The sequence below is a fragment of the Bradyrhizobium sp. IC4059 genome, from assembly GCF_020193615.1.
In the GTDB taxonomy this organism is placed as follows: domain Bacteria; phylum Pseudomonadota; class Alphaproteobacteria; order Rhizobiales; family Xanthobacteraceae; genus Bradyrhizobium; species Bradyrhizobium yuanmingense.
In genome coordinates, this window is sequence record NZ_JADYVH010000001.1 from 1,002,243 (window position 1) to 1,027,786 (window position 25,544).

General features: G+C 64.5%; 18 protein-coding genes. 8 read left to right on the forward strand and 10 right to left on the reverse strand.

From position 1 onward, the window contains the following. The 3 genes from I6F12_RS04640 to I6F12_RS04650 all read left to right on the forward strand — a co-directional run bounded on the left by I6F12_RS04640 (window position 1) and on the right by I6F12_RS04650 (window position 5,342). The gene (locus I6F12_RS04640) at window positions 1–2,217 is read left to right on the forward strand and encodes a S8 family peptidase (protein WP_225155600.1); all 2,217 of its coding nucleotides are present in this window, start codon (window positions 1–3) and stop codon (window positions 2,215–2,217) included. A 10-nt stretch (window positions 2,218–2,227) separates the two neighbouring features. Continuing rightward, window positions 2,228–3,559: a hypothetical protein gene (locus I6F12_RS04645; protein ID WP_036005836.1), complete on the forward strand. Its 1,332-nt coding sequence runs from the start codon at window positions 2,228–2,230 to the stop codon at window positions 3,557–3,559. 199 nt (window positions 3,560–3,758) lie between these two features. Beyond that, a complete protein-coding gene (locus tag I6F12_RS04650) occupies window positions 3,759–5,342 on the forward strand; it encodes an MDR family MFS transporter (protein ID WP_036005834.1) in 1,584 nt (527 codons plus the stop codon). 1 nt (window position 5,343) lies between these two features. On the opposite strand, the gene I6F12_RS04655 is transcribed toward I6F12_RS04650, so the two are convergent. The 8 genes from I6F12_RS04655 to I6F12_RS04690 all read right to left on the reverse strand — a co-directional run bounded on the left by I6F12_RS04655 (window position 5,344) and on the right by I6F12_RS04690 (window position 17,648). Further along, the gene (locus tag I6F12_RS04655) at window positions 5,344–6,993 is read right to left on the reverse strand and encodes an alpha/beta-hydrolase family protein (RefSeq protein ID WP_051056893.1); all 1,650 of its coding nucleotides are present in this window, start codon (window positions 6,991–6,993) and stop codon (window positions 5,344–5,346) included. 83 nt (window positions 6,994–7,076) lie between these two features. Beyond that, entirely contained in the window at window positions 7,077–9,569 is a 2,493-nt protein-coding gene (locus I6F12_RS04660) for a GAF domain-containing protein (protein ID WP_225155601.1), read from the reverse strand. Window positions 9,570–9,673: 104 nt separating this feature from the next. Then, window positions 9,674–11,362: a thiamine pyrophosphate-requiring protein gene (locus I6F12_RS04665; RefSeq protein ID WP_225155750.1), complete on the reverse strand. Its 1,689-nt coding sequence runs from the start codon at window positions 11,360–11,362 to the stop codon at window positions 9,674–9,676. 52 nt (window positions 11,363–11,414) lie between these two features. Next, complete coding sequence (locus I6F12_RS04670; protein ID WP_225155602.1) at window positions 11,415–14,243, reverse strand: winged helix-turn-helix domain-containing protein; 2,829 nt, start codon at window positions 14,241–14,243, stop codon at window positions 11,415–11,417. Window positions 14,244–14,465: 222 nt separating this feature from the next. Beyond that, window positions 14,466–14,885, reverse strand: coding sequence for a putative quinol monooxygenase (locus I6F12_RS04675; protein ID WP_036023255.1), 420 nt, complete (start codon window positions 14,883–14,885; stop codon window positions 14,466–14,468). Window positions 14,886–14,959: 74 nt separating this feature from the next. Continuing rightward, a complete protein-coding gene (locus I6F12_RS04680) occupies window positions 14,960–15,793 on the reverse strand; it encodes a VOC family protein (protein WP_225155603.1) in 834 nt (277 codons plus the stop codon). Between the two features lie 30 nt (window positions 15,794–15,823). Beyond that, window positions 15,824–16,837 (reverse strand): aldo/keto reductase, encoded by a 1,014-nt coding sequence (locus I6F12_RS04685; RefSeq protein WP_225155604.1) that lies wholly within the window; start codon window positions 16,835–16,837, stop codon window positions 15,824–15,826. Window positions 16,838–16,892: 55 nt separating this feature from the next. Next, on the reverse strand, window positions 16,893–17,648 hold the full coding sequence (locus I6F12_RS04690; protein ID WP_036005822.1) for an alpha/beta hydrolase: 756 nt from the start codon (window positions 17,646–17,648) through the stop codon (window positions 16,893–16,895). Between the two features lie 336 nt (window positions 17,649–17,984). Here I6F12_RS04690 and I6F12_RS04695 point away from each other — a divergent pair, with 336 nt between their 5' ends. The 5 genes from I6F12_RS04695 to I6F12_RS04715 are packed head-to-tail and all read left to right on the forward strand — an operon-like array spanning window position 17,985 to window position 23,112. Beyond that, window positions 17,985–18,983 (forward strand): AraC family transcriptional regulator, encoded by a 999-nt coding sequence (locus tag I6F12_RS04695; protein WP_225152788.1) that lies wholly within the window; start codon window positions 17,985–17,987, stop codon window positions 18,981–18,983. A gap of 18 nt (window positions 18,984–19,001) precedes the next feature. Continuing rightward, complete coding sequence (locus tag I6F12_RS04700; RefSeq protein WP_036023261.1) at window positions 19,002–19,466, forward strand: (2Fe-2S)-binding protein; 465 nt, start codon at window positions 19,002–19,004, stop codon at window positions 19,464–19,466. Between the two features lies 1 nt (window position 19,467). Then, complete coding sequence (locus tag I6F12_RS04705) at window positions 19,468–21,723, forward strand: molybdopterin cofactor-binding domain-containing protein (protein ID WP_225155605.1); 2,256 nt, start codon at window positions 19,468–19,470, stop codon at window positions 21,721–21,723. Window positions 21,724–21,731: 8 nt separating this feature from the next. Continuing rightward, a complete protein-coding gene (locus tag I6F12_RS04710) occupies window positions 21,732–22,364 on the forward strand; it encodes a hypothetical protein (protein WP_036023264.1) in 633 nt (210 codons plus the stop codon). 58 nt (window positions 22,365–22,422) lie between these two features. Beyond that, entirely contained in the window at window positions 22,423–23,112 is a 690-nt protein-coding gene (locus tag I6F12_RS04715) for a type 1 glutamine amidotransferase domain-containing protein (protein ID WP_036005815.1), read from the forward strand. A gap of 280 nt (window positions 23,113–23,392) precedes the next feature. Here I6F12_RS04715 and I6F12_RS04720 read toward each other — a convergent pair whose 3' ends face one another. Together I6F12_RS04720 and I6F12_RS04725 are read right to left on the reverse strand one after the other, a co-directional pair. Next, a complete protein-coding gene (locus tag I6F12_RS04720; protein ID WP_225155606.1) occupies window positions 23,393–23,797 on the reverse strand; it encodes a hypothetical protein in 405 nt (134 codons plus the stop codon). 148 nt (window positions 23,798–23,945) lie between these two features. Then, window positions 23,946–25,541, reverse strand: coding sequence for an MBL fold metallo-hydrolase (locus I6F12_RS04725; RefSeq protein WP_225155607.1), 1,596 nt, complete (start codon window positions 25,539–25,541; stop codon window positions 23,946–23,948). Window positions 25,542–25,544 lie beyond the last annotated feature (3 nt).

The window sequence follows — 25,544 nt, forward strand, 5'->3', positions numbered from 1 at the left end:
GTGGCGAAGGAACGTAAACAGAAGAAGGCTTCGCGGAAGAAGTCGAAAGCGGCCGATGACGTGACCGGGACAAAGACCGAGGCAGCGGCCTCGGGCGACTCGACGCCAGCGGCGCCAACGCCCGCAACCGCGGCATCGAGCGCAACTCCGGAGCCCCCGGTGCCCGTAGGACCGCCATCGACCGGAGAGTCGCGGCCGAAGCAATTTTCAATTCCGGCCGAACTGGTCGAGCACATTCTGCTCGGTCCCGCCGACGATCGCCGCGTGCTGCAGGATTCTCCGCTGCTCGGAGACGTCTGGGCGGCCTATGCCCTCGATCCCGGCAATGTTCAGGACGTCTTGATCACGCCGCATCGCGTGGCTACGGCCGCGAGCGTTGCGAGCATTATTCCGAAGGGAATCGAGCTCAGAACCGCTCAGCGTTCACGAGAAACCAATCCCACGCCGGCATTGCGCGAAAAGGAGAAGCCCGAGGTCGCATATTTGCAGGGATTGGTCGGGGCCCGTCTGTTCTTCGACGAAGTGCTGTGCATTCTCGTCCCCTTGACGCAATGGTGGCATCAGCCGCGCGTCGCCGACAGGATTGTCAAGACTGGTGAAAATAAAGCGAGGCTGGAGAAATTGCTCCGGCGCGGTGCACGCAAGCAAACGACCTTGCCGCCAGGCGCCGATGATTTTACCTCACTCGAGCGATATATTGTGCTCGCGGGATTGATTTTCTGGGTCAGCAAGCTGGAACGTCCGGCGGAATTCCAGCGCCCGTCTCTTCCGCAAGGGAGCGTAGAGCTTCTGCCGCATCCGGAGCTTCCGGAGCTTCCGCGGCGCCCGCCGCTTCCGCCACTTCCGCCGCTTCCGCCACTGAGCTTCCAAGAGGCCTTCGATAAATATCAGCCGTTCGTCGATGAGATCATCGACGGCATTCTTGCGGCTTATCCCAGGGTCGTGGACAACGCCGCCGCGTTGATGGCGTTAGCGGCCGGCGACACGGCCGATGGCGTCGATCCCCATCCCGCCGGCTATATCTTTCAGGTCTCACTGAACCGGCGGGCGTCCACAGCGCTCGACCGCTCCGTGCCCGCCGTGAAGGCCGATGCGGCGCAGTCGCTGTTCAACGTGAGCTGCAAGAACATCGTGTGGGCCGTGCTCGATTCCGGCATCGACGGCAGTCACAAAGCCCTGGCCGATCCGGAGAGGGCGGGAAGGTCGCGCGTCAGGAAAACCTTCGACTTCACCCGTATCCGCCAGATCGTCAGCAACGACGAGAACGACCTCGATCCGGCGGAAATCGTGAACATCGCGGCCGCCGCCGGCATCGGGCCGCAAGAGGCGGTCGACCACCTGAAGACGATCGCCAAGGATGCCAGATTAAAGCGCCCCATCGACTGGGAGATCGTCGAAAAGCTGATCACCCAGAAGAACCCGCCGCAGCCATCAAGCCCGCATGGCACGCACGTCGCCGGGATCATTGGCGCCAGCAAGGGGGATGGCTCTGACGGTGCTGACGGCATGTGCCCGGACATCCGGCTTTATGACTTCCGTGTGCTCGGCCGAACGCTTGAAGATACGGAATTCGCCGTCATCGCTGCCTTGCAGTACATCCGTTACGTGAACGAGAGGCACAGCTACATCACGATCCACGGCGCTAACGTGAGCCTGTCCATCCCGCACAACGTCCGCAACTACGCTTGCGGACGCACGCCGGTGTGCAACGAATGTGAACGGCTGATCGAGAGCGGCGTCGTGGTGGTTGCCGCCGCCGGGAATCGCGGTTTTCAGAAGCTCACTACGACGGATGGCGGCGTGTTTGAAAGTTACGCGGCTTTCAGCATCACCGACCCCGGCAACGGTGAGAGCGTCATCACGGTCGGCTCCACGCATGGAAACTGGCCCCACACTTATGGCGTGAGCTTCTTCTCCAGCCGCGGCCCGACCGGTGACGGGCGCCTGAAGCCGGATCTCGTGGCGCCCGGCGAGCGCGTCCAGTCGTGCATTACCGGCGACAGCCATCGGGAATGGGGGCCCGAATCCGGAACCAGCATGGCGGCGCCGCATGTGAGCGGCGCGGCCGCGATGCTGCTGGCGCGCTACGAGGAACTCATTGGCCAGCCGCGCCGCGTCAAGCAGATCCTGTGCGACAGCGCCACGGACCTTGGTCGTGAACGCACTTTCCAGGGCCACGGCATGTTGGACGTGCTGCGGGCTTTCCAATCAATCTAGGGAGGGAAGGATGATCCTCAGTCTCGATGTTTTGCGCGCACGTAAGGGCGACTGCCTGATGCTGCATTTCGGATCGAAGGATGACCCGCACCTCATTCTGATCGACGGCGGTCCGTCTAATGTCTACAAGCCTTTTCTCAAGCGGCGGCTGGAACTCGTTCATGAGGCGCGCGAGCTCGATGAAGAAGCCCCCTTGCCGGTCGACGTCGTCATGGTGAGCCACGTCGATGACGATCATATCAAGGGTATTCTCGACTTGACCAAGGAACAGCGCGGCAAGAATCCGGATTTGCGCCTCGACGTGACGAGCCTGTGGCACAACAGCTTCGACGATCTGCTCAAGACCAAGCCCGACGAACTGGTCGCGGGGTTCGGCACGGCATCCGTCGGAGGCGCGGGCGCAGGCGGCGAAGCGGACTTCGACTCCGGGAGCGTGCTGGCGGGGCTCGGGGCCAAGATGCTTGCCAACGACGACATCGAGGACGAGGACCTCCATCAGACGGTCGAGGTGCTGTCCAGCATCCCGCAGGGTCGTACCTTGCGTGACGACGCCGCGGCCCTGCACTGGAAGCCGAACCACAAGTTCAAGGGCAAACTGATCCTGGCCACGAAAGCGGCGAAGCCCGTGACGCTCGGCGACCTGAAAGTGACGGTAGTGGGGCCGATGCAACCGGAATTGCAGGCGCTGCAAGCTGAACATGACAAATGGCTGCGCGCGCAGAAGGAGAAGAAAAAGAAATCACCCGAATCCGCGCTTGCGGCCTTCGTGGACAAGTCCATTCCAAATCTGTCGAGCATCGTGGTCTTCGTCGAACTGGAAGGAAAGAGCATTTTGCTGACCGGTGATGCGCGCGGTGACAAGATTCTGGAGGGAATGAAATTGGCGGACCTCCTGGAGGAGGGCGGCACGAGGCATGTCCACGTCCTGAAAGTTCCTCACCACGGCAGCGACAACAATATGGAGACGATCTTCTTCGAACGTCTGCCTGCCGATCACTACGTCTTCTCAGGCGATGGCGAGCACGGTAACCCCGAACGAGCGACCCTGGAAATGCTGCTGAAAGCACGGGGCGTCGACGCCGAATACACAATCCACCTGACCTACCCGATTGACGAGATCGATATCGAGCGCCAAGCCGACTGGGAAAAGGAGCAGGCGAAGGAAAAGGCGCGCAAGAAGAAGAATCCGGCAACCAAGAAGCCGGTTCGAGAAAATTGGTCGCCGGAAAAGCACAGCCTCGGCGCTCTGTTCCGGAGCAATCCCAAGTTCGGCAAGAAAGTGGTCATCGTTGATCCCGGCAAACCGCATCTGATCAACTTGCTGGACCCCATTGAGCTTTAGTGGGCTTGGGGGCGCTCAGGCCCCAAGTAGTACCTCAATACTGCGCCGCTCCGCCTGTCGATCACGGAGCCGCGAGGATGCGTCGGCGGGATGCACCCATGCGTCGCGGTGCCTGCCTGGGAAGAAATTTCCCCTCTACATTGGGCTGCATAGTACGAATCCTTCGCGGTGTTGCACCGCGTCACGACGCCCGATCGAGATGAACAAGTTCGACCGGCAGAGCGATTCTGCCGACATCCAGGCCTTGCCCGACGACATTGCCGAAGAGCTGTCCCGCCTGCCGAGCGAGGTCATCAGCGTCGACGACGCGCCCTCGATCGCCCCGCCGGTGCCGCTGAGCTCCGACGAGGTCCGCACCATCGTCATCAGCCTGATGGTGACGATGTTCCTGGCCGCGCTCGACCAGACCATCGTGGCGACGGCGCTGCCGACCATCGGACGCCAGTTCCAGGACGTCTCCAATCTCTCCTGGGTGATCACCGCCTATCTGCTCGCCTCGACAGCGGTCGCGCCGGTGTTCGGCACGCTCAGCGACATCTACGGCCGCCGCGTCATGATCATCATCTCGCTCAGCCTGTTCGTCGCGGGCTCGGTGCTGTGCGCGATCGCGCCGAACATGCCGATGCTGATCCTGGCACGCGGGCTTCAGGGCCTCGGCGGCGGCGGCATCATGCCGGTGGTGCAGACCGTGATCTCCGACGTGGTGAGCCCGCGCGAGCGCGGGCAGTACCAGGCCTATTTCTCGAGCGTCTGGATGGTCGGCGGCATCCTAGGCCCGGTCATCGGCGGCGTGTTCGCCGAGCATCTGCACTGGTCGATGATCTTCTGGATCAACCTGCCGCTTGCGGCCGCAGCGCTCGCATTGCTGCTGCCGAAGATGAAGAAGATCCCGGTGTTCCACCGCAAGCGCAAGGTCGACTGGCTCGGCGGCCTCTTGCTGATGGCGTCCGCCGTGGTCTTCATGCTGGTGCTGACCTGGGGCGGGACGCGCTATGCTTGGCTTTCGCCGACGGTGCTGGCGATGGTGGGCGGTGCCGTCGCGCTCGCGGTGACCTTCGTGTGGCACGCCCGGCGGGCCGACGAGCCGTTCTTGCCGCTGCCCTTGTTGACGGGATCGGTGGCGCCGTTCGCGCTGACCGCGGGCGGCTGCGGCCTCGGGGCGATCACCGGCCTGACCGTGCAGCTGCCGCTCTATTACGAGCAGGTCTATCATCTCACCGCCAGCGAGGCGGGGCTTGCGCTGATCCCGCTCGCGGCGGTCTCGACCGTCGGCGCGGCCGTCGCCGGCCGCACCATGGCTCGGGCCAAGCACTACAAGCGCGTCGCCATCATTGGCACGTCATGGGCCGCGCTGTGCGGTCTCGTTCTCACGGTCACCACCTTGCCGCTCTGGGGCCTGCTGCTGCTGATGGCCGCGTTCGCGCTGGGACTCGGCACGACTTTTCCGGTGTGCGTGGTCTCGCTGCAGAATTCGGTGGCGCGTCCGCAAGTCGGCACCATCACCGGCGCGATGAACTTCTTCCGCTCGCTGATGTCCTCGTTCACGGTGGCGGCCTTCGCCGCGATCCTGCTCATCGCGCTCGGCACCGACGTCCCGCTCGCCGGCGAGCATCACGCCGCGGGCGCCGTCGCGATACCCGCCGACGACATGCGGCACGCCTTCCGCTACGTGTTCGGCGCCGCCACCGCGCTGATGACGATCGCTGCGCTGTGCCTGATCGCGATGGAGGAGCGGCCGCTGGCCGGACCGTCGGCCAAGCAGCCCGTGGAGATGGCCGAGTAGGCTAGCCGCCTCGATCGGCGTAAGGCTCGTTTGCGACATTGCCCTCGGCGGCCTTTCGCGCCGCCGCTGCAAGATGGGTCTTGAGCTGCGCCAGCGCGTCGGGGGACCAATCATGGACATCGGTGACGGCGACCCAGGCATCGACGTAATGTTCGGGCGCATAGACATGGCCAAAGCCCATCGGCGTATTGGTCGCGACCGCCATGTCGAGGGCGAGCTGCAGCATCGTCACGACTGGATACCATCGCAGCTCCGGTGACACATCCGGCCCGCGCGGCGCCGTCATCCAGTCAGGGGCCCGATAGGCGTCGTGATAGGCGAAGAAGGTGATCGCGTCGCTCGCATATTGCAGATAGACGACGCGCATCGGACCCCAGGGCGCATCTGCCGGCACCGACGGTCCATTCTGGTTCATGAAGCGCACGAAGCGGCCGTCGCGGAATTCCGGCAGCCAGGCCGGCGTGCCCGGATTGCGGTTTGCCGTGATCGAGCGCCAGATGCGACTTTCGAACGGCGCGCCGCTCAAAAGTGCGCCCGCAATCGGATCGCCGATCATCTCAAACAGCTCTGCGGATTTTTCCGAGTTCATCGCGCCGAGGCTCAGTCCGTGCAGGTACAGCTTCGGCCGCCGGTTCTTCGGCAGCGTCGTCCAGTAGCCGTAAATTTCCGAAAACAGGGCGCGCGCCGCTTCTGCACCGGATTCGGGCTGAAACAGCAGCGTCAGCGGACTGTTGAGATAGGAATACTGCATCGCGACACTGGCGACGTCGCCATGGTGGAGATATTCGACGGTGTCCATCGCGGCAGGGTCGATCCAGCCGGTTCCGGTCGGCGTAACGACGATGAGTGTGTCGCGTTCAAACCCGTGCTGCCGCTTGAGCTCGTCGAGCGCAAGCCTGGCGCGCGCTTGTGCCGTCTCGGCGCCGCCAAGGCCGACATAGACCCGCACGGGCTCCAGCGCGGGCCTTCCTGTAACGGCGCTGATCTCCGTTGCGGTCGGCCCCGAGGCAATAAATCTGCGCCCCATGCGTCCAAGCTGCGTCCACTTCACCAGCGAGGCGGCACTTCCCGTTCGTTCGGGCGCGGTCGGCTGCGGCCGCTCGGGCTCGAGCAAGGCGTCGACTTCGCGAAAGGACACATCGAGCGCGTTGAACGCCGTGCGGATCAGGACATTGCTGGCGATTGACCAAAACAACAGGCCCGCGGCGAGCACGCCGATGACGTTCGCGATCCTCCGCGGAATGACGCGCCTCGCACGCGCGGCGATGAGGCGCACGGCAAGCGCGAACAGCCGCGCCAGCACCAGCAGCACGACGAACGTCATCACGGCGATGGCGCAGACCTTGAGCGGATGGGCGGTCTCGACTGGCGCCATCTTCATCACTGTGCGGATCGAGTTCTGCCATCCGGCCGCCCGCCACAGAAAAACAATGACGACGAGCAGGCAGGCGGCCGCCACCAGCGCGTTTGCGGTCGATCTCAGGCGCGCCGGCGGCTCGGGCAATTCCAGATAGTGCCACAGCCAGCGCCAGACGTTGCCGGCGAGATAGCCGATCCCGAAGCAGGCGCCGGCGATGGCGCCCTGCGTGAGATAGCTCCGCGGGATCAGTGTCGGCGTCAGCGCGGCTGCGAAGAACAGGGCACCGAGCATGAGGCCGACGCCGGAGAACGACAGCAATTGCCGCCGAATGAGCCACGCCAGTTTGCCGAAAGCACCCACCGCGCGATTCAACCTCAGCTATTGCCTGACAGACCACTCTTGCGCGGCAGCACGATCGTGAATTCAGTAAACTTGCCCGGCTCGGTCGCGACGTCGATCGTGCCGCCGTGCTGCTTCACGACGATGTCGTGGGTCATCGACAGCCCGAGGCCGGTGCCTTCGCCGGCTGGCTTGGTGGTGAAGAACGGATTGAACATTTTCTCCTTCACATCGTCGGCAATGCCGGTGCCGTTGTCGCGGATCGTGATCTCGACGTCATCGCCGCGATCGCGCGTCGCGGCGGTCACAATCGGCTCGTAACCGGCGGCACCGTCGGCCTTGCGCCTGATGACCGCGTGGAAGCCGTTCGAGATCAGGTTCAGGAGCACGCGGGTGATTTCTTGCGGAAACACTTCGGCCTGTCCGGCCGCTGGATCGAGCGCGCGCTTCAGCGTCACGTGGAATCCGGGCTTCTCGGCGCGTGCGCCGTGATAGGCGAGATTCAGGCTCTCCTCGACCAATGCATTGATGTCGCTCAGCCCATGCTCGCCGCCGCCTTCGCGCGAATGCAGCAGCATGTTCTTGACGATGGAATCGGCGCGGCGGCCGTGCTGCACGATCTTGCCGAGGTTGTCCTGCAGAAGCCCCGTCAGCTCGTCGACCTCGCTGCGGACGTTCTCGGGGAGCGGGACCGGCGCGAGCACCCCGTTCAGCTCCTCGGTCAGCTCGGCAGACAGCGAGGCGAAATTGTTGACGAAGTTGAGCGGGTTCTTGATCTCGTGCGCGATGCCGGCCGTGAGCTGGCCCAGTGACGCCAGCTTCTCGGTCTGGATCAGGCGGTCCTGCGCGGCGCGGAGATCATCGAGCGATTTGGCGAGCTCGCTGGTGCGGTCCTGAACCTCGTTGAACAGGCGCGTGTTCTCGACCGCGATCACGGCCTGGTCGGCAAAGGTCTTGAGCAGGTTGATGGCTTTGTCCGGAAAATGAGCGGGCTCCCGCCGCGTGACGGCGATGGTGCCGATCGCAAGGCCATCGCGCAGCATCGGCACCACGAGGATGCTGCGATAACCGCGTGTTCGCGCCAGCTCCTTCATGGCCTCGGTAAGATCAGGCTCGTTCTGCATGTCGCTGCGGAAGGCATACTCGCCGCTGCTCGCCACCCGGCTGTGAATGCCCGACGAGGACAGCGGCGTCGGAAACGAGCTCAGCAGATCCGCATTGCCGGCCTCATTGTCGGTCGTGAAGGCGGCCAGATGCAGCGTCCCGTCGACGACGCGGGTGACGGTGGAGGAGTGCGCCCCGATCAGCGCCTTGGCGCTGTCGGAAATGGCCTGGAACACCGGCGTGACATCGGACGGTGAAGCCGCGATCACCTTGAGAATGTCGGCAGTCGCAGTCTGACGTTCCAGTGCTTCCTTGGTCGCGTTGAACAGGCTGACATTCTTGATCGCGATCACGGCCTGGTCGGCGAAGGTCTGCAGCAGGCGCACATGATGCTCGGCGAAGTTGCCGGTCGCGCGGCGCGTCGCGATGATGATGCCGATGGCTTCGCCTTCGCTCATCAGCGGCGCGAACAGCATGCTGCGATAGCCGCGGGCCCGCGCGATGTCGCGCGCGGCCGGCTCGAGCTCGGTGTCGGGCAGTTGAGCGGCGGCACCATTGGCCACCAGCTGGTAGGGCGGAAATTGTGCGAACGGCACCGGAAAGGACGCTTGGAGCACGCGATCGCCGGCCGGATCGGTCGGCGTGAATGCCGCAAGGTGCGCGGCACCGTCGATATAGCGGAGCACCGCGGTGGAGAAGCCGCCGATCAGCCGGTTGGCGTTGGTGGCGATGGCCGCGAATACCGGCTGCACGTCGGACGGGGATGCCGCCATCACCTTCAGGATGTCGGCCGTCGCGGTCTGGCGCTCCAGCGCCTCCTTCGTCTCGTTGAACAGGCGCGCGTTCTCAATCGCGATCACGGCTTGGTCGGCGAAGGTCTGCAGCAACTGGACGAGGTCGGGCGCGAATGATCCTGGCTCGGCGCGGGTGACGCTGATCATGCCGACCGGCGCGCCCCGGTTCATCAGCGGCATGAATAGCACACTGCGGAAGCCGCGCAGCCGCGCCAGCTCCCGGTTCAGTTCAGGGACGTCGGCCGCCTCGCTGTCGGGAAACTGGATCGTCTGGCCCTCCCGCACCAGGCCAAAAGTCGGGAAGTCCGCGATCTTGCGCGGGAACGACGCCTTGAGCCCCGCGTCCGCCTCCGGATTGGTCGGCGTGAACGCCACGAGGTGAAGCTCGTCGCCGATGAACTGAAGCACGGTGGCGGAGAAGCCGCCGAGCAGGCGCTTTGCGCTGGCGGCGACCGCCGTAAAGACCGGCCGCGCATCGGACGGCGAGGCCGCGATGGTACGCAGGATCTCGGCGCTGGCGCTCTGGCGATCCCGAGCCGTCGCAAGCTCGGCCCGCAGCTGCGCAATCTCGGCGGTGGCCGACCGCAATCGGCGCTCGAGTTCCTCGATTTCCTGCAAAACGGTCGTCATTCCCGGTCCAGCTTGATGCCGCGGCGTGCGCGGCACCGGGCCGGATTATCACAACTTCTGCGGCCGGAGCCAGCGGCTCGCAGCCGTGCCCGCACCGGCTCCGCTCACGTGCCGGGCCGCGACACCTCGGTCTCCTTGGCTGTGATGAACTCCAGCAGCACCGGCACGCCTTCCCTCGTCTTCGCGATGCCGCGCTTGATCGCGGGCACGATGTCCTCCGGCCGCGTCACCCGCTCTCCGTAGCCGCCGAAGGCGCGGGCCATCGCGGCGTAGTCGCCGGAAATGTCGGTCGAGCGATATTTTTCGGTCGAGATCGGCATCACCTTCAGCTCGATCGCCATCGAGAAATTGTTGAGCAGGATCGACATGATCGGGATGCGCTCGCGCACCGCGGTCTCGAAATCCATGCCGGTGAAGCCGATCGCAGCATCGCCCCAGACGTTGATGCAGAGCTTGTCGGGCTTTGCCAGCTTGGCGCCCATCGCAAGACCGAGGCCGTAACCAAGCTGCGTAGTTTTGCCCCAGCCGAGATAGGTGAGGGGCTCGACCGATTGCCAGAACGGCGAGAGCTGGTCGCGCGGGCTGCCGGCATCGTGGGTGATGATCGTATTCGCGATGTCCACGGTGTGCTGGAGATCCCACAGCACGCGATAGGGGCTCAAGGGCGCGTCATTGCTGGTCAGCTTCGGCATCCATTTCGCCAGCCATTCCTTGTGCGAGGCTGCGATCTCGGCCGCGACGGCGGATGCATCGCGATCCGCGGTGACGGTCTTGCCGATCTCCTCCAGCAGCGCGTCGAGCACGAGGCCGGCATCGCCGACCAGGCCGATCTTCGCTTCCACATCCTTGTTGAGATGATTGGGATCGAGCGTCGAATGAATGATGGTCTTGCCCTTCGGCATCGCAATGCCGAAATTGGTCTCGGTGAAGGAGCAGCCGATGCCGAAAATGACGTCGGCCTCGGCCAGAAATTTCGGCACCGCGCGCGGCACTGCAAGGCCGCCGGAGCCAAGCGACAGCGGATGCGTCTCCGGAAACGATGATTTGCCACCCAAGCTGGTGGTGACGGGGATCGCCAATCGCTCGGCGAGCCGTTTCAGCTGCGGCCAAGCCTGCGCGTAATGCACGCCCTGGCCGGCATAGATCACCGGCCGTTTTGCGTTCACCAGCAGGCTGGCGGCTTCCTTGACGTGAACGGGGTCGGCGCCGTAGCGGGTGCGCAACACCGGCGTATAGTTCAGCGGCTCCGACACCTCCTCGTTCCACATGTCCGAGGGGATCTCGACGATGACGGGCCCGCCGCGGCCGTTCTTCAGCTTGGTGAAGGCGCGGCGGAAGATGTTGACGACTTCGCTCGCGAGGATAATCGGCTCGGACGATTTCGCGAACGGCTTCATCGCCTCGCTGGAATTGAAGTTCGGCTCGATATGCGCCAGCCTGCGCTGATAGCCCATCGGCAGCACCAGCACGGGAACGGATTCGCCGAAGCACTGCGCCACGCCGCCCATCGCATTCTCCGCGCCCGGCCCGTGCTGCATGCAGAAGGCGCCGATGCTGCGCCCCGACGTCACCCGCGAGATGGCGTCCGCCATGTGGATGCCGACGCGCTCCTGCCGCACCATCACCGGCCGGATCTCGGCCTTGGCCGCGTGCTCGATGAGATGGTTGACCGGATAGCCGCAGAGGATCTCGATCCCCTCGCGCCTCATGATTTCCGCAATGGCGGTGCCGAGCTTCATGGCGTCTCTCTCCCTGGCAAGGCCGGTTGATCCGGCTTGTTGGGAGGAGAGGATCAGGAATTTCCGGAAGCGTAAAGCGCGGGCGGCGAGCGCGGCGGTAGGCCAGCTATGCGTCGCGAGCGTGCACCGGCTCCATCCTGCGATGGTCGCTGCAGCCGCTCGCGGTCGGCTGCAGCAGGCGCTGGGCCGCAAGCAGATCCGGTGTCCCGAACCCCTCGGTGAACTCGTGATAGATCGGCGAGAGCAGCCGGACAGCCTTGGATCTGCGGTCGGTGGCGATCCAATGTGCCGCGAGATCGGTCGCGATCCGCAATTGGAACGTCAGCGCGCCTATCCTGCGCGCTTCCGCGAGCGCTTGCTGAAACCGCTTTTCGGCGCGCAGCGGCTCGCCGGTGTGGAGAAGGATCGCGGCGTCAACTCTCTGGAGCTCCGGACGGCACCAGCGCTCGCCTTGGCGTTCCTGATGCTCGATCGCCCGCGTGATGGCTTCTTGCGCCTCCGCGATCCGCCCTTGCCTCAGATAGGCGCGGGCGAGGACCGCGAGATAGCTGCCGATCCGCATCAAGAACCGGCATTCTGTCAGTTCGTCGATCGCGGCTCGAATATCCTCCACCGCGCGTGGATCGCCCCGCAGGTCGCGAAGGCATGCGGAGAAATAGCGCTCGACCGGAACCCAGCGTGAGATGCGCTCGCGTTCAAGGTTGCGACGCAATCGCTCAGTGTAGCTCGCGAGCGCGTCAAGATTGCCGGTTTCGAGCGCAACGGGAAGGGCGGCGAGCCCAAATGCGTTCGACTGTGACACCCAATGGCCGCTGCGGTCCGCGGCATCGATGGCGTCCTTGGCGAGCCTCGCCGCGTAGTCCGCTTGCCCTTGCATCCACGCGACGAAGGGCAGATTGAAGCGGACGGTGATGAACCGATAGACTTCGTTCGCGTCCTTGCGCGAACGCCCTTCGGCCAGCGAGTAGGTCGCTGCAAGACGGTCGAGAACAGGGCGGCTCCTGCTCAATTCGCCGGCAAAAGCGCGAGCCCAGGCCAGCGCGCGATCGGCTTCGGACGTCGCCGTCAGATCGCGATCGCGGTCGGCGAGCTCAGTGGCCTCTTCAAGATAAGATATGGCGCGCTCGACCTGGCCGATCTGCAGCAGGTAGAAGCTGAACCCGACCAGCGCCCGCTGCTGATATTCGATGTTGCCGGCCCGCTTTGCAAAGAGGATGGCATCGAGCCAGGCAATCTCGTTCTCATTCGACATCTTGCGGGCGTAGAAGAGGCTCCACCCAAGGGCGCAGGCGAGTTTTGTCTTCGACAGATCGTCGCACGGGACGGTCTTGGCCAATGCGAGCGCGTCCGCATACCGCGCCTGCGCTTCCGACAGGATCGACGTCTCCGACCACAAGGTGATCGCCGCAACCGTGAGCCTGATCCCGAGTACGGCATCGCCGTGCTCGCCGAACGCCCATGAAAGAGCGGCGCGCAAGTCGGCGATGCGGCCAAGGTAACGCTGGGTCCAATCGGCCGGCTCGCGCCAGTTCCACTCCTCCTCGGACTGCTCGAACAGCGTGAGGACACGTTGCGCATGACGGCTCAGCGCCTGGTCGCAGGCAGGATCGGCCCGGCGCCGCTCGCTCGCATAGCGGCATGTGCTGTCGAGCAGGCGATAGCGCAGGCTCGCGCCATGTGCCTGCGCGCTCAGGAGCGATTTGGCAACGAGACTGCCGAGGCCGGTGACGACGTCGACCGGCGTGAGCCCTGCCGCTTCGGCGACGAAGACCGCGTCCTCGACCTCGAATGCGTCGCTGAACACCGAGAGCAGGCCGAACAGTCTGGCTTCCCGCTGCGACAGCAGTCTGAAGCTCCAGTCGATCGTCGCCATCAGCGTTTCATGACGCGGCGGCGCGCCATCGGCGGCGGGGGCACGAAAACCCAAATTCTGGTCGAGCAACTCCACCAATTGGTGAGGATTGAACCTGCCGATCTGGGCTGCCGCCAATTCGATGGCCAGCGGGAGGCCGTCGAGCGAGTGGCAGATTGCGGCAACGGCCTCGCAATCATCATCGACGAATTGGTAGTCCGCCCATTCGGCGGCGCGGCTGACGAACAATTGCACTGCCGGAAACCTGACGGCTTGATCTGGGGTCAGGGCGTGGCCGGGTTTGGGTGAGACCAGGGAGCCGAGCCGGACGACGTGCTCGGTGGCGGTGCCGAGCGGTTCGCGGCTCGTCGCAAGCAGCTTGGACGGCGATGCCTCCGCCATGAACCTGCCGGCGAAGATCGTTGCGGCTGGCAGGACGTGCTCGCAATTGTCCAGAATGACCAGCATCTGCCGCGGTTTCAGATAGTCGATGGCCGCAGCCAGGCTGTTGTCCGGATTGCCCCTGATGCCCAATGCCGTCACCAGTGCGGCGCCGAACAGCGTCGGGTCGGAGATCGTTGCGAGATCGACGAAGCACACGCCGTCGCGGCACTGTGGCGCAAACGCCTGGGCTACAGCCAAGGCAACCGTCGTCTTGCCGATTCCTCCCGCGCCCGCCAGGGTCACGTGCCTGTTGCCGGTCAACAGACCGGTAATTTCGTCGATTTCCGCTTCACGACCAACGATGCCGCGCAGCAATGGCGGACTGGACGAGGGGAGCGGTTCGGCGAGCGCAAGATCGTCGTCGATCTCGCCGATGCTGATCTGCACCTGCGCGATGAACTTGTATCCACGGCGCGCCACGGTCGCGATGTAGAGGGGCTCGATCTGGGTGTCTCCCAGCGAACGCCGCAAGCTCCACATGTTGACCTTGAGATTGCTGTCGTGGAGGAAGGTGCCGGGCCAGGCGGCCGCCATCAGGTCGTTCTTGCTGACCAGCTCGCCGCAGCGCTGCACCAGCAGCTGCAAAAGCTCGAATGCGCGTCCGCCCAGCTTGACGGGGCGCCCTTTGAGAAGGAGCAACTGGCGGCTGGGTATCAGTCGAAAGGAGCCGAAGCTGTAGGTTAGCTCCCGGCGGCCTGTGCCCCGTTGTCGTGTCTCCGTGGCAGCCCGCATTGATCATTGCCAATCGATCGAATAGATCGACTGGTATTATCATGCACTGCAATATTTTTGAAGGGAACCCTTCCGGGTCGTACGATTTGCCGCAGGACAATTGACACACGCGCGCGCCGGACGGCTCGGCTATTTTTTGGGCTTGCCAAGAACGGCCATGCGCATGACTTCGACGCCGCCGTCGGCAAGTTCCGGAAGCTTGGCGAACCAATCCTTCACATAAGGCATCGCGTTGTGTGCGTCGAAATCGGCCTGGCTGGCGAACACTTCGTAGAAGATGAAGTGGCCCGGCTTGGCGCGGTCTTCCTGAAGGAAATAGATCAGGTTCTTGGGATCGCCGCGGACCAAGTCGATCAGCGGCAAGGTGGCGGCACGCAGCATGTCTTCCTTTCCAGGCTTGGCGCGCACCTGGGCCACCACGGAATATGCCCCCTCCGGGATCTCCCCATAGTGCATGCGCGGCGCCTCCTGAGCCATGGCCGGAAGCGTCGCCGGCGCCACGGAGGCGATCAGCAGGGCGGCAAGCGAGTTGCGGACGAGAGTTTGCATGGTGAAGTCCTCGACATGTGATTGGATCGCAGAGTGACCAGCCAGGACACCTGACAGCCGCCCCGCACGAGAATCTAGCGCAGGATCTTCTGTTGCCGTTTTGCCAAGGCCTCGCTGAAGCGCTTCTTGACGGGGCCGAGCGCCTTGACGAACTCGAGCTGCTCGCCTTCGGGCCCCTTGCAGTAGATCAGCTCCCAACCGTTCGAAGGTTCGGCGGTCACCCGGTTCGTGTTGGTGCTGCGGGGCGCGGCCTTGCGATCCGCTTCCGTCATGAGACGGATGGTGCGGTTCGCTCTCACCTGCGTCATGCCGCGGCGCGCCGATTCCGCTTCGAGATCGGCAATGAACTTGTTGAAGTCCACATCGTCGCGAACATAGAAGCAGATGTGCATCATGCGCGGGAAAGCAGGACTCATGTGCTCCAGCGGTTCGGCGAAGCTCTTGGCGCTGCCGACGGGCTGATCAGCCTCGCGATATTGCAGCAGCTCCAGCACCATGTTGTCGAACTGGATGAAGCGGACATCGAGCCGCTGTGCCCCGCTTCGCAAGTCGGGCACGCCGATGGTTCGCGGATTGACCCCACGTGCATTCGCCTCGATTTCCTGGTCGGCCAACAGCGTGTTCTGCACCCCGTCGCCCTGGAAGTCGCCGTGCCGGAACACCTCGGTGCCGCCAAGCACCTCCGTGTAGAACTGGTAGGCCCGCTCCATGTTCTGGACCGTCAGCCCGAAATGCTGGACGCCCTGGAGCCGCGCCCCGAGCGGCGCCTCGTCGCGCTCGCCATCCTGTGTCGCGGCCCGTGCGTCGATTGCCGTGCCGGCTATGATGCCGGTGACGACGGCGGCGCCGGCGGTTTGGAGCAGGGCGCGGCGACCCATCTCGGTGGTGTTGTCGGTTTCATCTGTCATGTTGCTCTCCTTGGTCGTTCGGTGGATTGGTTAATCAGCGGCGGGAAGCGGAGCTGCGGGGCTGACCAGCCCCTCGGAGCGCAGCTCGCGCCAGAACTCCGCCGGGATGGCTTCCTCGAGCGCCGCGCGATCCTCGGCGATGCGGCTTGGGCGGCTCGCACCGGGAATGACGGCGGCAACCACGGGATTGGCGAGCGCGAACTGCAGGCCGGCCGCCTTCATGCTGATCCGATAGCGGTCTGCGATCGCCTTGATCCGCGCCACCTTCTTGAAGATTTCGGGAGGCGCCGGCGCATATTCGAAGTTCGGGCCGCCGACGAGCGCGCCGGAACTGTAGGGGCCGCCGACCACGATCGCGAGCTCGTGCTCGGCGGCCATCGGCATCACCCGCTGCAGCGCCCTTGCATGGTCGAGCAGCGTGTATCGGCCCGCGAGCAGGAAGCCGTCGGGGCGCGGCTCTTCGAGCGCGAGCAGCAGCTCGATCGGCTCGACCCGGTTGACACCTAGTCCCCACGCCTTGACCACGCCTTCGTCGCGCAGCCGGTCGAGCGCCCTGAAGGCGCCCTTGCGGGCGCTTTCGAACACCGAGAGCCACTCGTCGCCGTAGAAATCCTGCGCAACGTCGTGCACGAAAGCGACGTCGATGTGGGAGGTCGCGAGCCGCTTCAGGCTGTCCTCGATCGAGCGCAACGTTCCGTCCCGGGAATAATCGTTCACGATCCGGTTCGGGCGGCCGTACCTGAATACGCCGCCCTTCTCGCCGAGGTCGCGGGCATCGACGTCCTCGATCTCGTCCAGGATCAGGCGGCCCACCTTGGTGCTGAGCACGTAGTCGTTCCGCGGCCGGCCGGCGAGTGCGGCGCCGATGCGGATCTCCGCAAGCCCCGCGCCGTAGAACGGCGCGGTGTCGAAATAGCGAATGCCGTCGTCCCAGGCTGCGTTCACCGTCGCGAGCGCTTCCCGCTCCGGGATGTCGCGGAACATGTTGCCGAGCGGCGCCGCGCCGAACCCTAGTCGTCCCGGCAGAATATCCTTGAGGGCCATGTTGCTAGTCCTTGTCTGCGAGGGCCAAGTCCGTCGGTGTGCGGCGCAGCCGATCTCAGTCGGTCGCTGACGTGTCTGCGCTTCTGATGAACGCCGCGACCTCGCGCGGATGCGACAGCATGACGGCGTGGCTGCTCTTCATCTCCGTCACCTTCGCGCCGGAACGCTTGGCCATGGTGCGCTGTGCCGTCGGCGGGATCATGCGATCCTCGCTCGTCACCATGTAATAGGTCGGCTTCGTCTTCCACGCCACGCGATCGACCTTGGTCTGCACCGCCTGCAATCCCCAGGGCAGCTGCGCGGCGCCCATGAAGCGGGTCGTGGCCGGGTCGACATCGGCCGCGAAAGAGGTGGGGAATTTTGCGCGGTCGACGAGCAGATAATTGCCCTCGGTGACCAGCGGAGCTTTGTGCTCGCCGGCGGGCACCGGGGCTTCCGCCAGCGTGCTGACGGACTCTCCGGCGTCAGGAGCAAAGGCAGCGAGATAGACCAGGCTGCGAACCTTGGGATTGTCGCCGGCTTCCGTGATGACCATCCCACCATAGGAATGCCCGACCAGAATGACGGGATGCCGCGCCTTGGCGATCACGCGCTCGGTCTCGGCGACATCGTCGCGAAGCGTGATCGTCGGCTGCTGAACGACGAGCACCTCATAGCCCGCCTCCGAGAGGATGCCGTAGGTGTCCTTCCAGCCCGAGCCATCGACGAAGGCGCCGTGCACGAGAACAATCGAAACATTCCTGTCGGCCGCGGCCGCGGGGGCGGCGGTTGCGATCGACAACGCGGCAAGCGCGGAGGTAAGCGGCTTCATGTCAGGCTCCTGTCCTCTATACGGCGACATCACCGTTGGTGCGCCTTCACTAGCGCACGCCCGCATTGCGATATTTCCGATTCCTGCGCGATGACGCACGCATCTTGCTGAGGTGCGAGGAGATCAAGCTTGCGAAGCCGAACACGTCTGGCGCCAAGCCTTTGCCTTGGCTGGCTTTTACCTCTTTTAACCGTGCCGCCTCTGGACTTCGCTGGCGCAGCTTGTGAGTAATTCGCGATCGGCGTGGCAGTGACCGGGGCTGCAACTCACCACCGGATGGAATGATCGCTCGCGCGATACGGGGCCGGGAATCGCCGCAACGAAGCGGAGGTCGTAATGGCGCTCGTGACGCATGGAGATCACAAGTACAAGAACAGCGAGAAGCTCGCGGGGGTCAATGATTGGCCGGGGCTGAGCATCGAGCATCGCAAGTTCGAGGCAGGCTGTCAGGCAACGCCCGTTCCCATCTGCACCGAGCTCGTCATGCTGCTGTCGGGCGGGGGCATGGTGTGCCGTGCCGGCAACGGCGAAATCCAGAAAAGTCTCGCGCGTCCGGGCATGACTTATCTCGTGCCCGTGGGGACGCAGGAGAGCCATCTCGAGCTTTCGGACCGGATGGAATGTCTTCATCTCTATCTGCCGTCGACACTGCTTGACCACAGCGCGCTTGCGGATTTCGGCATCGATCCGGCCAAGGTCGAGATCGCCTATGCTCACGGCCTGGCGGACCAGGTGCTCTTCCACATCTGCTCGCCGCTTCGCGATCTGCTCCATCGCCCGCGCCACCCGACCGACGCGCTGTTCGTGGAGGGGATCCAGGTCACCCTCGCGGCGCATCTCCTGGGCAATTACACGATCGACCGCTGGCGCGCGCCCGACAAGTCGCCGGCGCTCGACGCGCGACGCCTGCAGCGCGTGCTGGACTATATCGAGGCGTCTCTCGGCAGCGATATCAGGTTGGAGGATCTGGCGACCCAAGCCTGCCTCAGCCCCTATCATTTTTCCCGGCTGTTTCGCGAGGCGACCGGACTGTCACCGCACCGTTATGTCACCGATCGCCGCGTCCACGCCGCGCGAGAGGAGCTCGCGCGCGACCACCTGTCGCTGGTCGAGATTGCCCTGGAGTTCGGTTTCGGCTCGCAGGCCAATTTCACGCGCGTATTCCGCAAGGCCGCAAATCTCACCCCGGGGCAGTATCGCGAATTGTGCTGTGGCCAGGCCGAGGTGAAAGCCGATTGGCTCGAAAGCCATTCCGCAGGGATTGCGCATGATCCAGCAGGATTCGGAAATACGGCGCAATGGGCGTCGAGCATTGCTGTTGCAGCGACCAGGTAGGCGAGAGGACATATCGGCATGATCGAGCTCAAGGTGAACGGGATCAAGCGCCAGGTCGACGTCGTGCCCGAGATGCCCCTGTTGTGGGTGCTGCGTGACGAACTGGGCATCACCAGCGCCAAATACGGCTGCGGGGTCGCGCAATGCGGGGCCTGCACCGTTCACATCGACGGCAAGGCGGTGCGGTCCTGCCAGGCCCATATCGGCGAGGTCGCGGGCAAATCGGTCGTCACGCTCGAAGGCTTGCACAACAAGGACCAAAATCCGGTCTTGCAGGCCTGGATCGCGCATCAGGTGCCGCAATGCGGCTACTGCCAGACCGGTCAGATCATGCAGGCCATCTCGCTTCTTGCATCGATCCCAAAACCGACTGACGAGCAGATCAACCAGGTGATGTCCGGCAATCTCTGCCGCTGCGGCACCTATCCGCGCATTCGTGCGGCGATCCATGCGGCCGCCGCAAACAAGATGGCGGAGAAGTGAGATGGGCGACATGCAAACCCTTTCGCGTCGGGCTTTCGTGTTCGGTTCTGCCGCGGTCGCCGGTGGCATCGTTTTCGGTGCCTATGGTCCGGCCGAAGCGGCCGCGCCGAGTGCCGATGGCAATCCGCTGGCCGCCGGACTCGGCCCGAATTCCGTCACCTTCAATCCATGGGTCGAGATCAGCCCCGACAAGATCACGCTGATCGCGCAACACGCCGACATCGGCCAGGGCGTCGGGTCGGTGCAGCCGATCATGATCGCCGAAGAGATGGACCTCGACCCCGGCCAGTTCGAAGTCCGCTTCGCCGGCCCGAGTCCCGCTTACTTCAACACCGGATTCAAGGAGGAACTGGCGCCGTTCCTGGCCGCGGACCAGAGTCCTGAGGCCGAAGCGGCACGCGCTGCTGCGCTGGAAAGTCTTCGAAAATCCGGCCTGCAGATGACGGGCGGCTCGAGCACGATCCCGGACACCTATGACAAGCTGCGCGTGGCAGGGGCAGTTGCGCGTGAGACGTTGAAGGCAGCTGCGGCCAAACGTTCGGGCGTCGCCGTCGCCGACATCCGCACGCAATCCGGCCACGTGATCCTGCCTGACGGAAGCAAAATTCCGTACGTCTCACTGGCGGCCGAGGCCGCAAGAATTCCGCCGGTGCTCGATGCGCAGCCGCGCGATCCCTCGACATGGCGCATGCTGGGCAAGCCGATGACGCGCCTCGACGTGCGCGCCAAAGTGATGGGCGAACTGCAATTCGGCATCGACCTGAAGATGGAGGGCATGCTCTACGCCTCCGTCAAACTGAACCCCGGCAAGGGACAGCCGCTGAAATCCTACGACGCCAGCAAGGCGCGCGCGATGCCGGGCGTGAAGAAGATCCTCGAGATCAAGAACGGCGTTGCGGTGATCGCCACCAACAGCTGGTACGCGATGAAAGCCGTCGACGCCATCGCTTGCGAGTGGGCGCCTTCGGCCTATCCCGCCGAGCAGGCCGATCATTGGAAAGTGCTGGAATCATCGTTCAAGCCCGAATTCCTCGGCAAGGAGTGGCGGACGATCGGCGACGTCGGAGCCGGCCTGAAGACGGGCAAGCTCGTCGAAGCCGAATATCGCGCCCCTTACGTGGCGCATCAGCCGCTCGAGCCGCTGAACGGGATCGGCCTCGTCACCGACAAGGGCATGGAAATCTGGGTTGGCCATCAGAGCCCGCAGGCGGTGCAAGCCATCGCGGCGAACGCTATCGGCCTCAAGCCGGAGCAGGTCACCTTCCACAATCAATGGACCGGCGGAAGCTTCGGCCATCGTCTCGAATTCGAGAACGTCCGCGTGCTCGCCGAGATCGCCAATCAGATGCGCGGGACGCCGATCAAGCTCGTCTTCTCGCGCGAGGAGGATTTCCTTCAGGATATTCCGCGGCAGATTGCGATCGCGCGTCACAGGGGAAGCGTCGCCAACGGCAAGATCGTTGCGACCGACCTGCAATTGGCATCGACGGCGCCGTTCAAGGGACTGCTCGAGCGCATGGGTGCACCCTCGAAGGATCCCGATCCTCAATTGGCCGCCGGCACGTGGAACGTCTATTACGACATCCCCAACTTCCGCGCCATCAGCTACGAGGCGCAAGGGCTGTCGCCGTGCACCACCTGGCGCTCCGTGGGAGCGTCCACGGCCGGCTTCTTCACCGAAAGCTTCATTGACGAATTGATCCACGCAGCCGGCCTCGATCCCATGAAGGCGCGCATCGCGATGTGCAATGTGCCGCATTATCGCAAGCTGCTGGAGACGGTCGCGGAGATGTCGACCTGGAAGGGGCCGCTCGGCAACGGCAGGGGCCGCGGCGTCGCCTTCGTCGAGTCGTTCGGGACACCGGTTGCCGAGGTCGTCGAGGTGACGGCGACGGACCGTGGCATCCGGATCGACAAGGTCTGGGTCGCGGTCGACGTCGGCAAGGTGATCGATCCCGTCAATTTCGAGAACCAGGTCCAGGGCGGCGTCGTCTGGGGCCTAGGCCACGCGATCAATTGCGAAATCACCTACTCAAAAGGCGCGGCGCAGCAGACCAATTACAATCACCATGAGGCGATGCGGATCCACCAATGCCCGGTCATCGAAGTTCGCGGGCTCGAGAACGATCCGAAGGTGAGGGGCCTCGGAGAGCCGCCGGTGCCACCCGCCGCGCCTGCGCTTGCCAATGCGATCTTCGCGGCGACCGGAAAGCGCATCCGCGAAATGCCCTTCAACAAGTTCATCGATTTCGTGTGAGACACGCCATGCAGAGATCTCTGATCGCGTTGGTCTTGGCAGCGTCGGCCGTCGCCGCCCTGACCGGGATCGTCGCCGCGAAGGACGAGGCCGCCAAGGACCTGCTGCCGCCCGGTAGCGTCAGCCGCGCCGAGGGGCTGGAGGCGTGGAAGCGGATCGAAGCCGTCGTGACCCATCCACGGTGTGCCAACTGCCATGTCGATGCCAAGGCGATACCGATCTGGACGCCGGCCGGCGAAACCAAGCCTCGCCCGCATGGCATGAACATCCATGGCGGCGAGAGCCGCATCGGAGCGGAAGCGATCCCGTGCTCGACCTGCCACATGACCTCGACCCAGGCGAACGAGCCGGCGCCGTCGCCGCCGCGCGCCGGCATCGATTGGCAGCTCGCCCCGGTGGCTTTCATCTGGTTCGGCAAGAGCGGCGCCGAGATCTGCGCGCAGATGAAAGATCCCAAGCGCAACGGCGGTCGCGACGCCGCTGGTCTCGTCGGGCATTTGCGGCACGATGCCTCGCTGAGCGGCTTCATCCCGCGCGGCTGGGCGCCCGGAGCCGGCCGCTCAACGCCGCCCGGCACCTTCGAGGATCACGTCAAGGACATGGCGATGTGGGGCGCGGCCGGACAGCCCTGTCCGAATTGAGGCGGTCTCCGCACCGCGGCAAGGCGATCCCAGATAGCATTATCGAAAGGAGAAAACCATGACCCAACACGTCCTCTTCATTGTCACCAACGCAGCCGTGATCGGACCGCATAGTCGCAAGACCGGCTTCTTTTTCGCCGAGGTTGCCCATCCTTTCGAGGTGCTCGACAAGGCTGGGATCGCGGTGGAGTTCGCGTCGCCGGCCGGGGGGTGGACGCCTTACGATGCATATGACGAGAAAGATCCTGCTCAGAAGGATTTCCTCGCCAGCAAAGCCTTTCGCCGCCTGAATCACAGCCGTAAATTATCCGAGGTGGATGCCGCCGACTACGACGCCATCCTGATACCCGGCGGTCTTGGTCCCATGGTGGACATCCAGCGCAATGCGGCGGTCCAAAGTGCCGTTGTGCGAGCCTGGAGCACCGGCAAGCTCGTCGCCGCTGTCTGTCACGGGCCGTGCGCGCTGCTTGGCGTCGACCTCGGCGATGGCGTCCCGTTCGTGCGCGGCAAGAAGCTGACATCCTTTTCGAAGAAGGAAGAGTACGACTATGCGCGCGATGACGTACCTTACGAGCTCGAGGATGCGTTGAGGGCAGAGGGTGCCGAGTACTCGTCCGCGGCCAATTGGCAACCTCACGTCGTCGTCGATGGCCGGCTCATCACGGGCCAGAACCCCGCCTCTGCCGGAGCGCTCGGAAAAGAGTTGCTGGCCGCCCTCAAGGATAGGAGCAGCGGCGCGAAAACCTGAAGATTCGCAAGGACGAATTCGAGCGGGATGGGCGCGGCATCTGAAGCTGTGCTTACATCCCTCTTTGCAGCAGGGCTATCGCATTTGGGAGTTTCCCCGGCGGCCATCCTTCGAGACGCCCGCTATGGGCGGGCTCCTCAGGATGAGGGCGGAGTGCGCGGCAGCCATTTCAACGAGCACTGATGCTGACTAGCCTCATCCTGAGGAGGCGCGTCAGCGCCGTCTCGAAGGACGAGGCGTGCGCGCAGGCCGCCGCCACAAGTCATATCCGATTGCTCTGCTATTTGCAGCTCTGGCAGATCATCAGCTTTCGCTTCAACGCCTCATCTTCTTGATCGAGACCATCCGGATTGGACCTGGCGTCCCTTGCTGCGCGTGAACGCACGGCCGGCGTCACGCGGCTCGGCGTGCCAAGGTCATCGACGGTGCCGACGCTGAAGCCATCGTAGTCGGCGGCCGGATTCGGTTGAGGCCGGCCAATCACGGAAGGCTCCCTGCTGGACGTCGCTGCTGGAGTTCCGTTCGTCGTTACCCGGGCGGGCTTGGTGGCACCCGGGCGTGGCGGCGCTGCATCGGGCCGAGCAAGCGAAACCGGCGGCGGGACCGAAGTCTGGCCTCTGGCGCTGTCGTGCGACCAGGCGCCGACAAGCATGAGGCCGATCGTCAGGAGCATCACGCGTCTCATCCGCATTCTCTCGGCAGCGCTGGTTGATCGATTGACAGCATGGCTCGTCGAGCCCGTTCCGCCGGAGAATATCAGCACCCAGAGGGCCGTCAAAGCGCCGTAGCCTGGATGAAGCGAGGCGCAATCCGGATTATTGTTTCCGCCGGCGCTACGCCGTTTCCTGCAGCGCCCGCCGCAGCCTTCGGATGATGACGCCGCGGGCGCGGTCGTCGGCGGCGGCTGCGACGCGATCGTTGATGTCGAGCATCAGCTCGGACATCTCGTTGTGCCAGTCGAGACGCGTCACGGCCTCCGGCGACAGTCGCCGGCGACGATCGGCGTTGAGCACGCGCGGTTCGGGTGCCGCGAGCTCGAAAGTGTCGTCCAGCATCGGCTGGTAGATCCTGGCCGCGGGAATAATGCGCTCGGCGACGCGCTCGGCCAGGCCCGCAACCGCCGCTTCCTCGCCGTGGACCAGGAACAGCCCGCGCGCGATGGGACGACGCGCCGCGATCCAGCTGGCCATGCCGGCTCCGTCGGCATGGCCCGAATATTCGTCGATCATGCGGATGCGGGCAGCGACCTTGATCTCGTCGCCCTGGATGCGGACGGCCTTGGCCCCGTTCTGAAGGAAGCGGCCGAGCGTGCCGTTGGCCTGGAAGCCGGCCAGAAGCACGGTCGCGCGCTCGTTCCACAGCCAGCGCTTCAGATGATGGCGGATCCGGCCCGCATCGCACATGCCGCTCGCGGCGATGATGATGTGAAATCCGGACAGACGCATGATCGCCTTGCTCTCGTCCGCGGTCTCGGTGAATTTCAGATGCGGCGAGTTGAGCAGGCGCGTGGCGTCGACCGACGGATCGAGGCTCTCGGAATGGCGGCGGAACACTTCGGTCGCGCGGATCGCGAGCGGTGAATCAAGGAAAATCGGCGCCGTCGGAATCTCGCGGTGCTCCATCAGGTCGACGAGATCGACGATCAGCTCCTGGGTGCGCTCGACCGCGAAGGCGGGCAGCAGCAGCGCGCCGCCGGCCGCCGCGGCATCGCGCACCTCGGCCGCGAGGTGCTTGCGGCGAAGCGCAGGTGTCGTGGCCTCGCGCACGCGGTCGCCATAGGTCGATTCCGAGATGACGTAGTCGAAATCGCTCGGCGCTTCGGGATCGGGCTGGAGCAGCTTGGCCTCCGGCCCGACATCGCCGGAGACGAGCACGCGCAGCGGCCGCGCCGCGCCTTGCTCGGCGATTTCGAGCTCGATCGAGGCGGAGCCGAGCAAATGGCCGGCGTTCCAGTAGCGTGCGCGGACGCCGGGGATCACGTCGGTCCAGCGTTCGTAGTCGACGGCGCGGAACGATCGCAGCGATGCGATCGCATCGGCCTGCGTGTAGATCGGCTCGACCTCCTTGCGCCCGCGCGAAGCATTGCGCCGGTTGAGCTGCTTGACCTCCGATTCCTGGATGTTGCCGGCATCGGGCAGCATGTAGGAGCAGAGGTCGATCGTGCCGCGCGTCGCCAGGATCGGCCCCTCGAAGCCCGCGCGCACGAGCTTCGGCAACAGACCGCTATGGTCGATGTGAGCATGCGTGAGCAGCACCGCGTCGATGTCGGCGGGGCGAAACGGAAAGGCGCGGTAATTGAGCTCCTTCAGCGTTTTCTGGCCCTGGAACAATCCACAATCGACCAGGAAACAGCCGCTTGCGGTCTGGAACAGATAGCTCGAGCCGGTCACGGTGCGGGTGGCACCGCAAAATCGAACGGTGATGCTCATCTG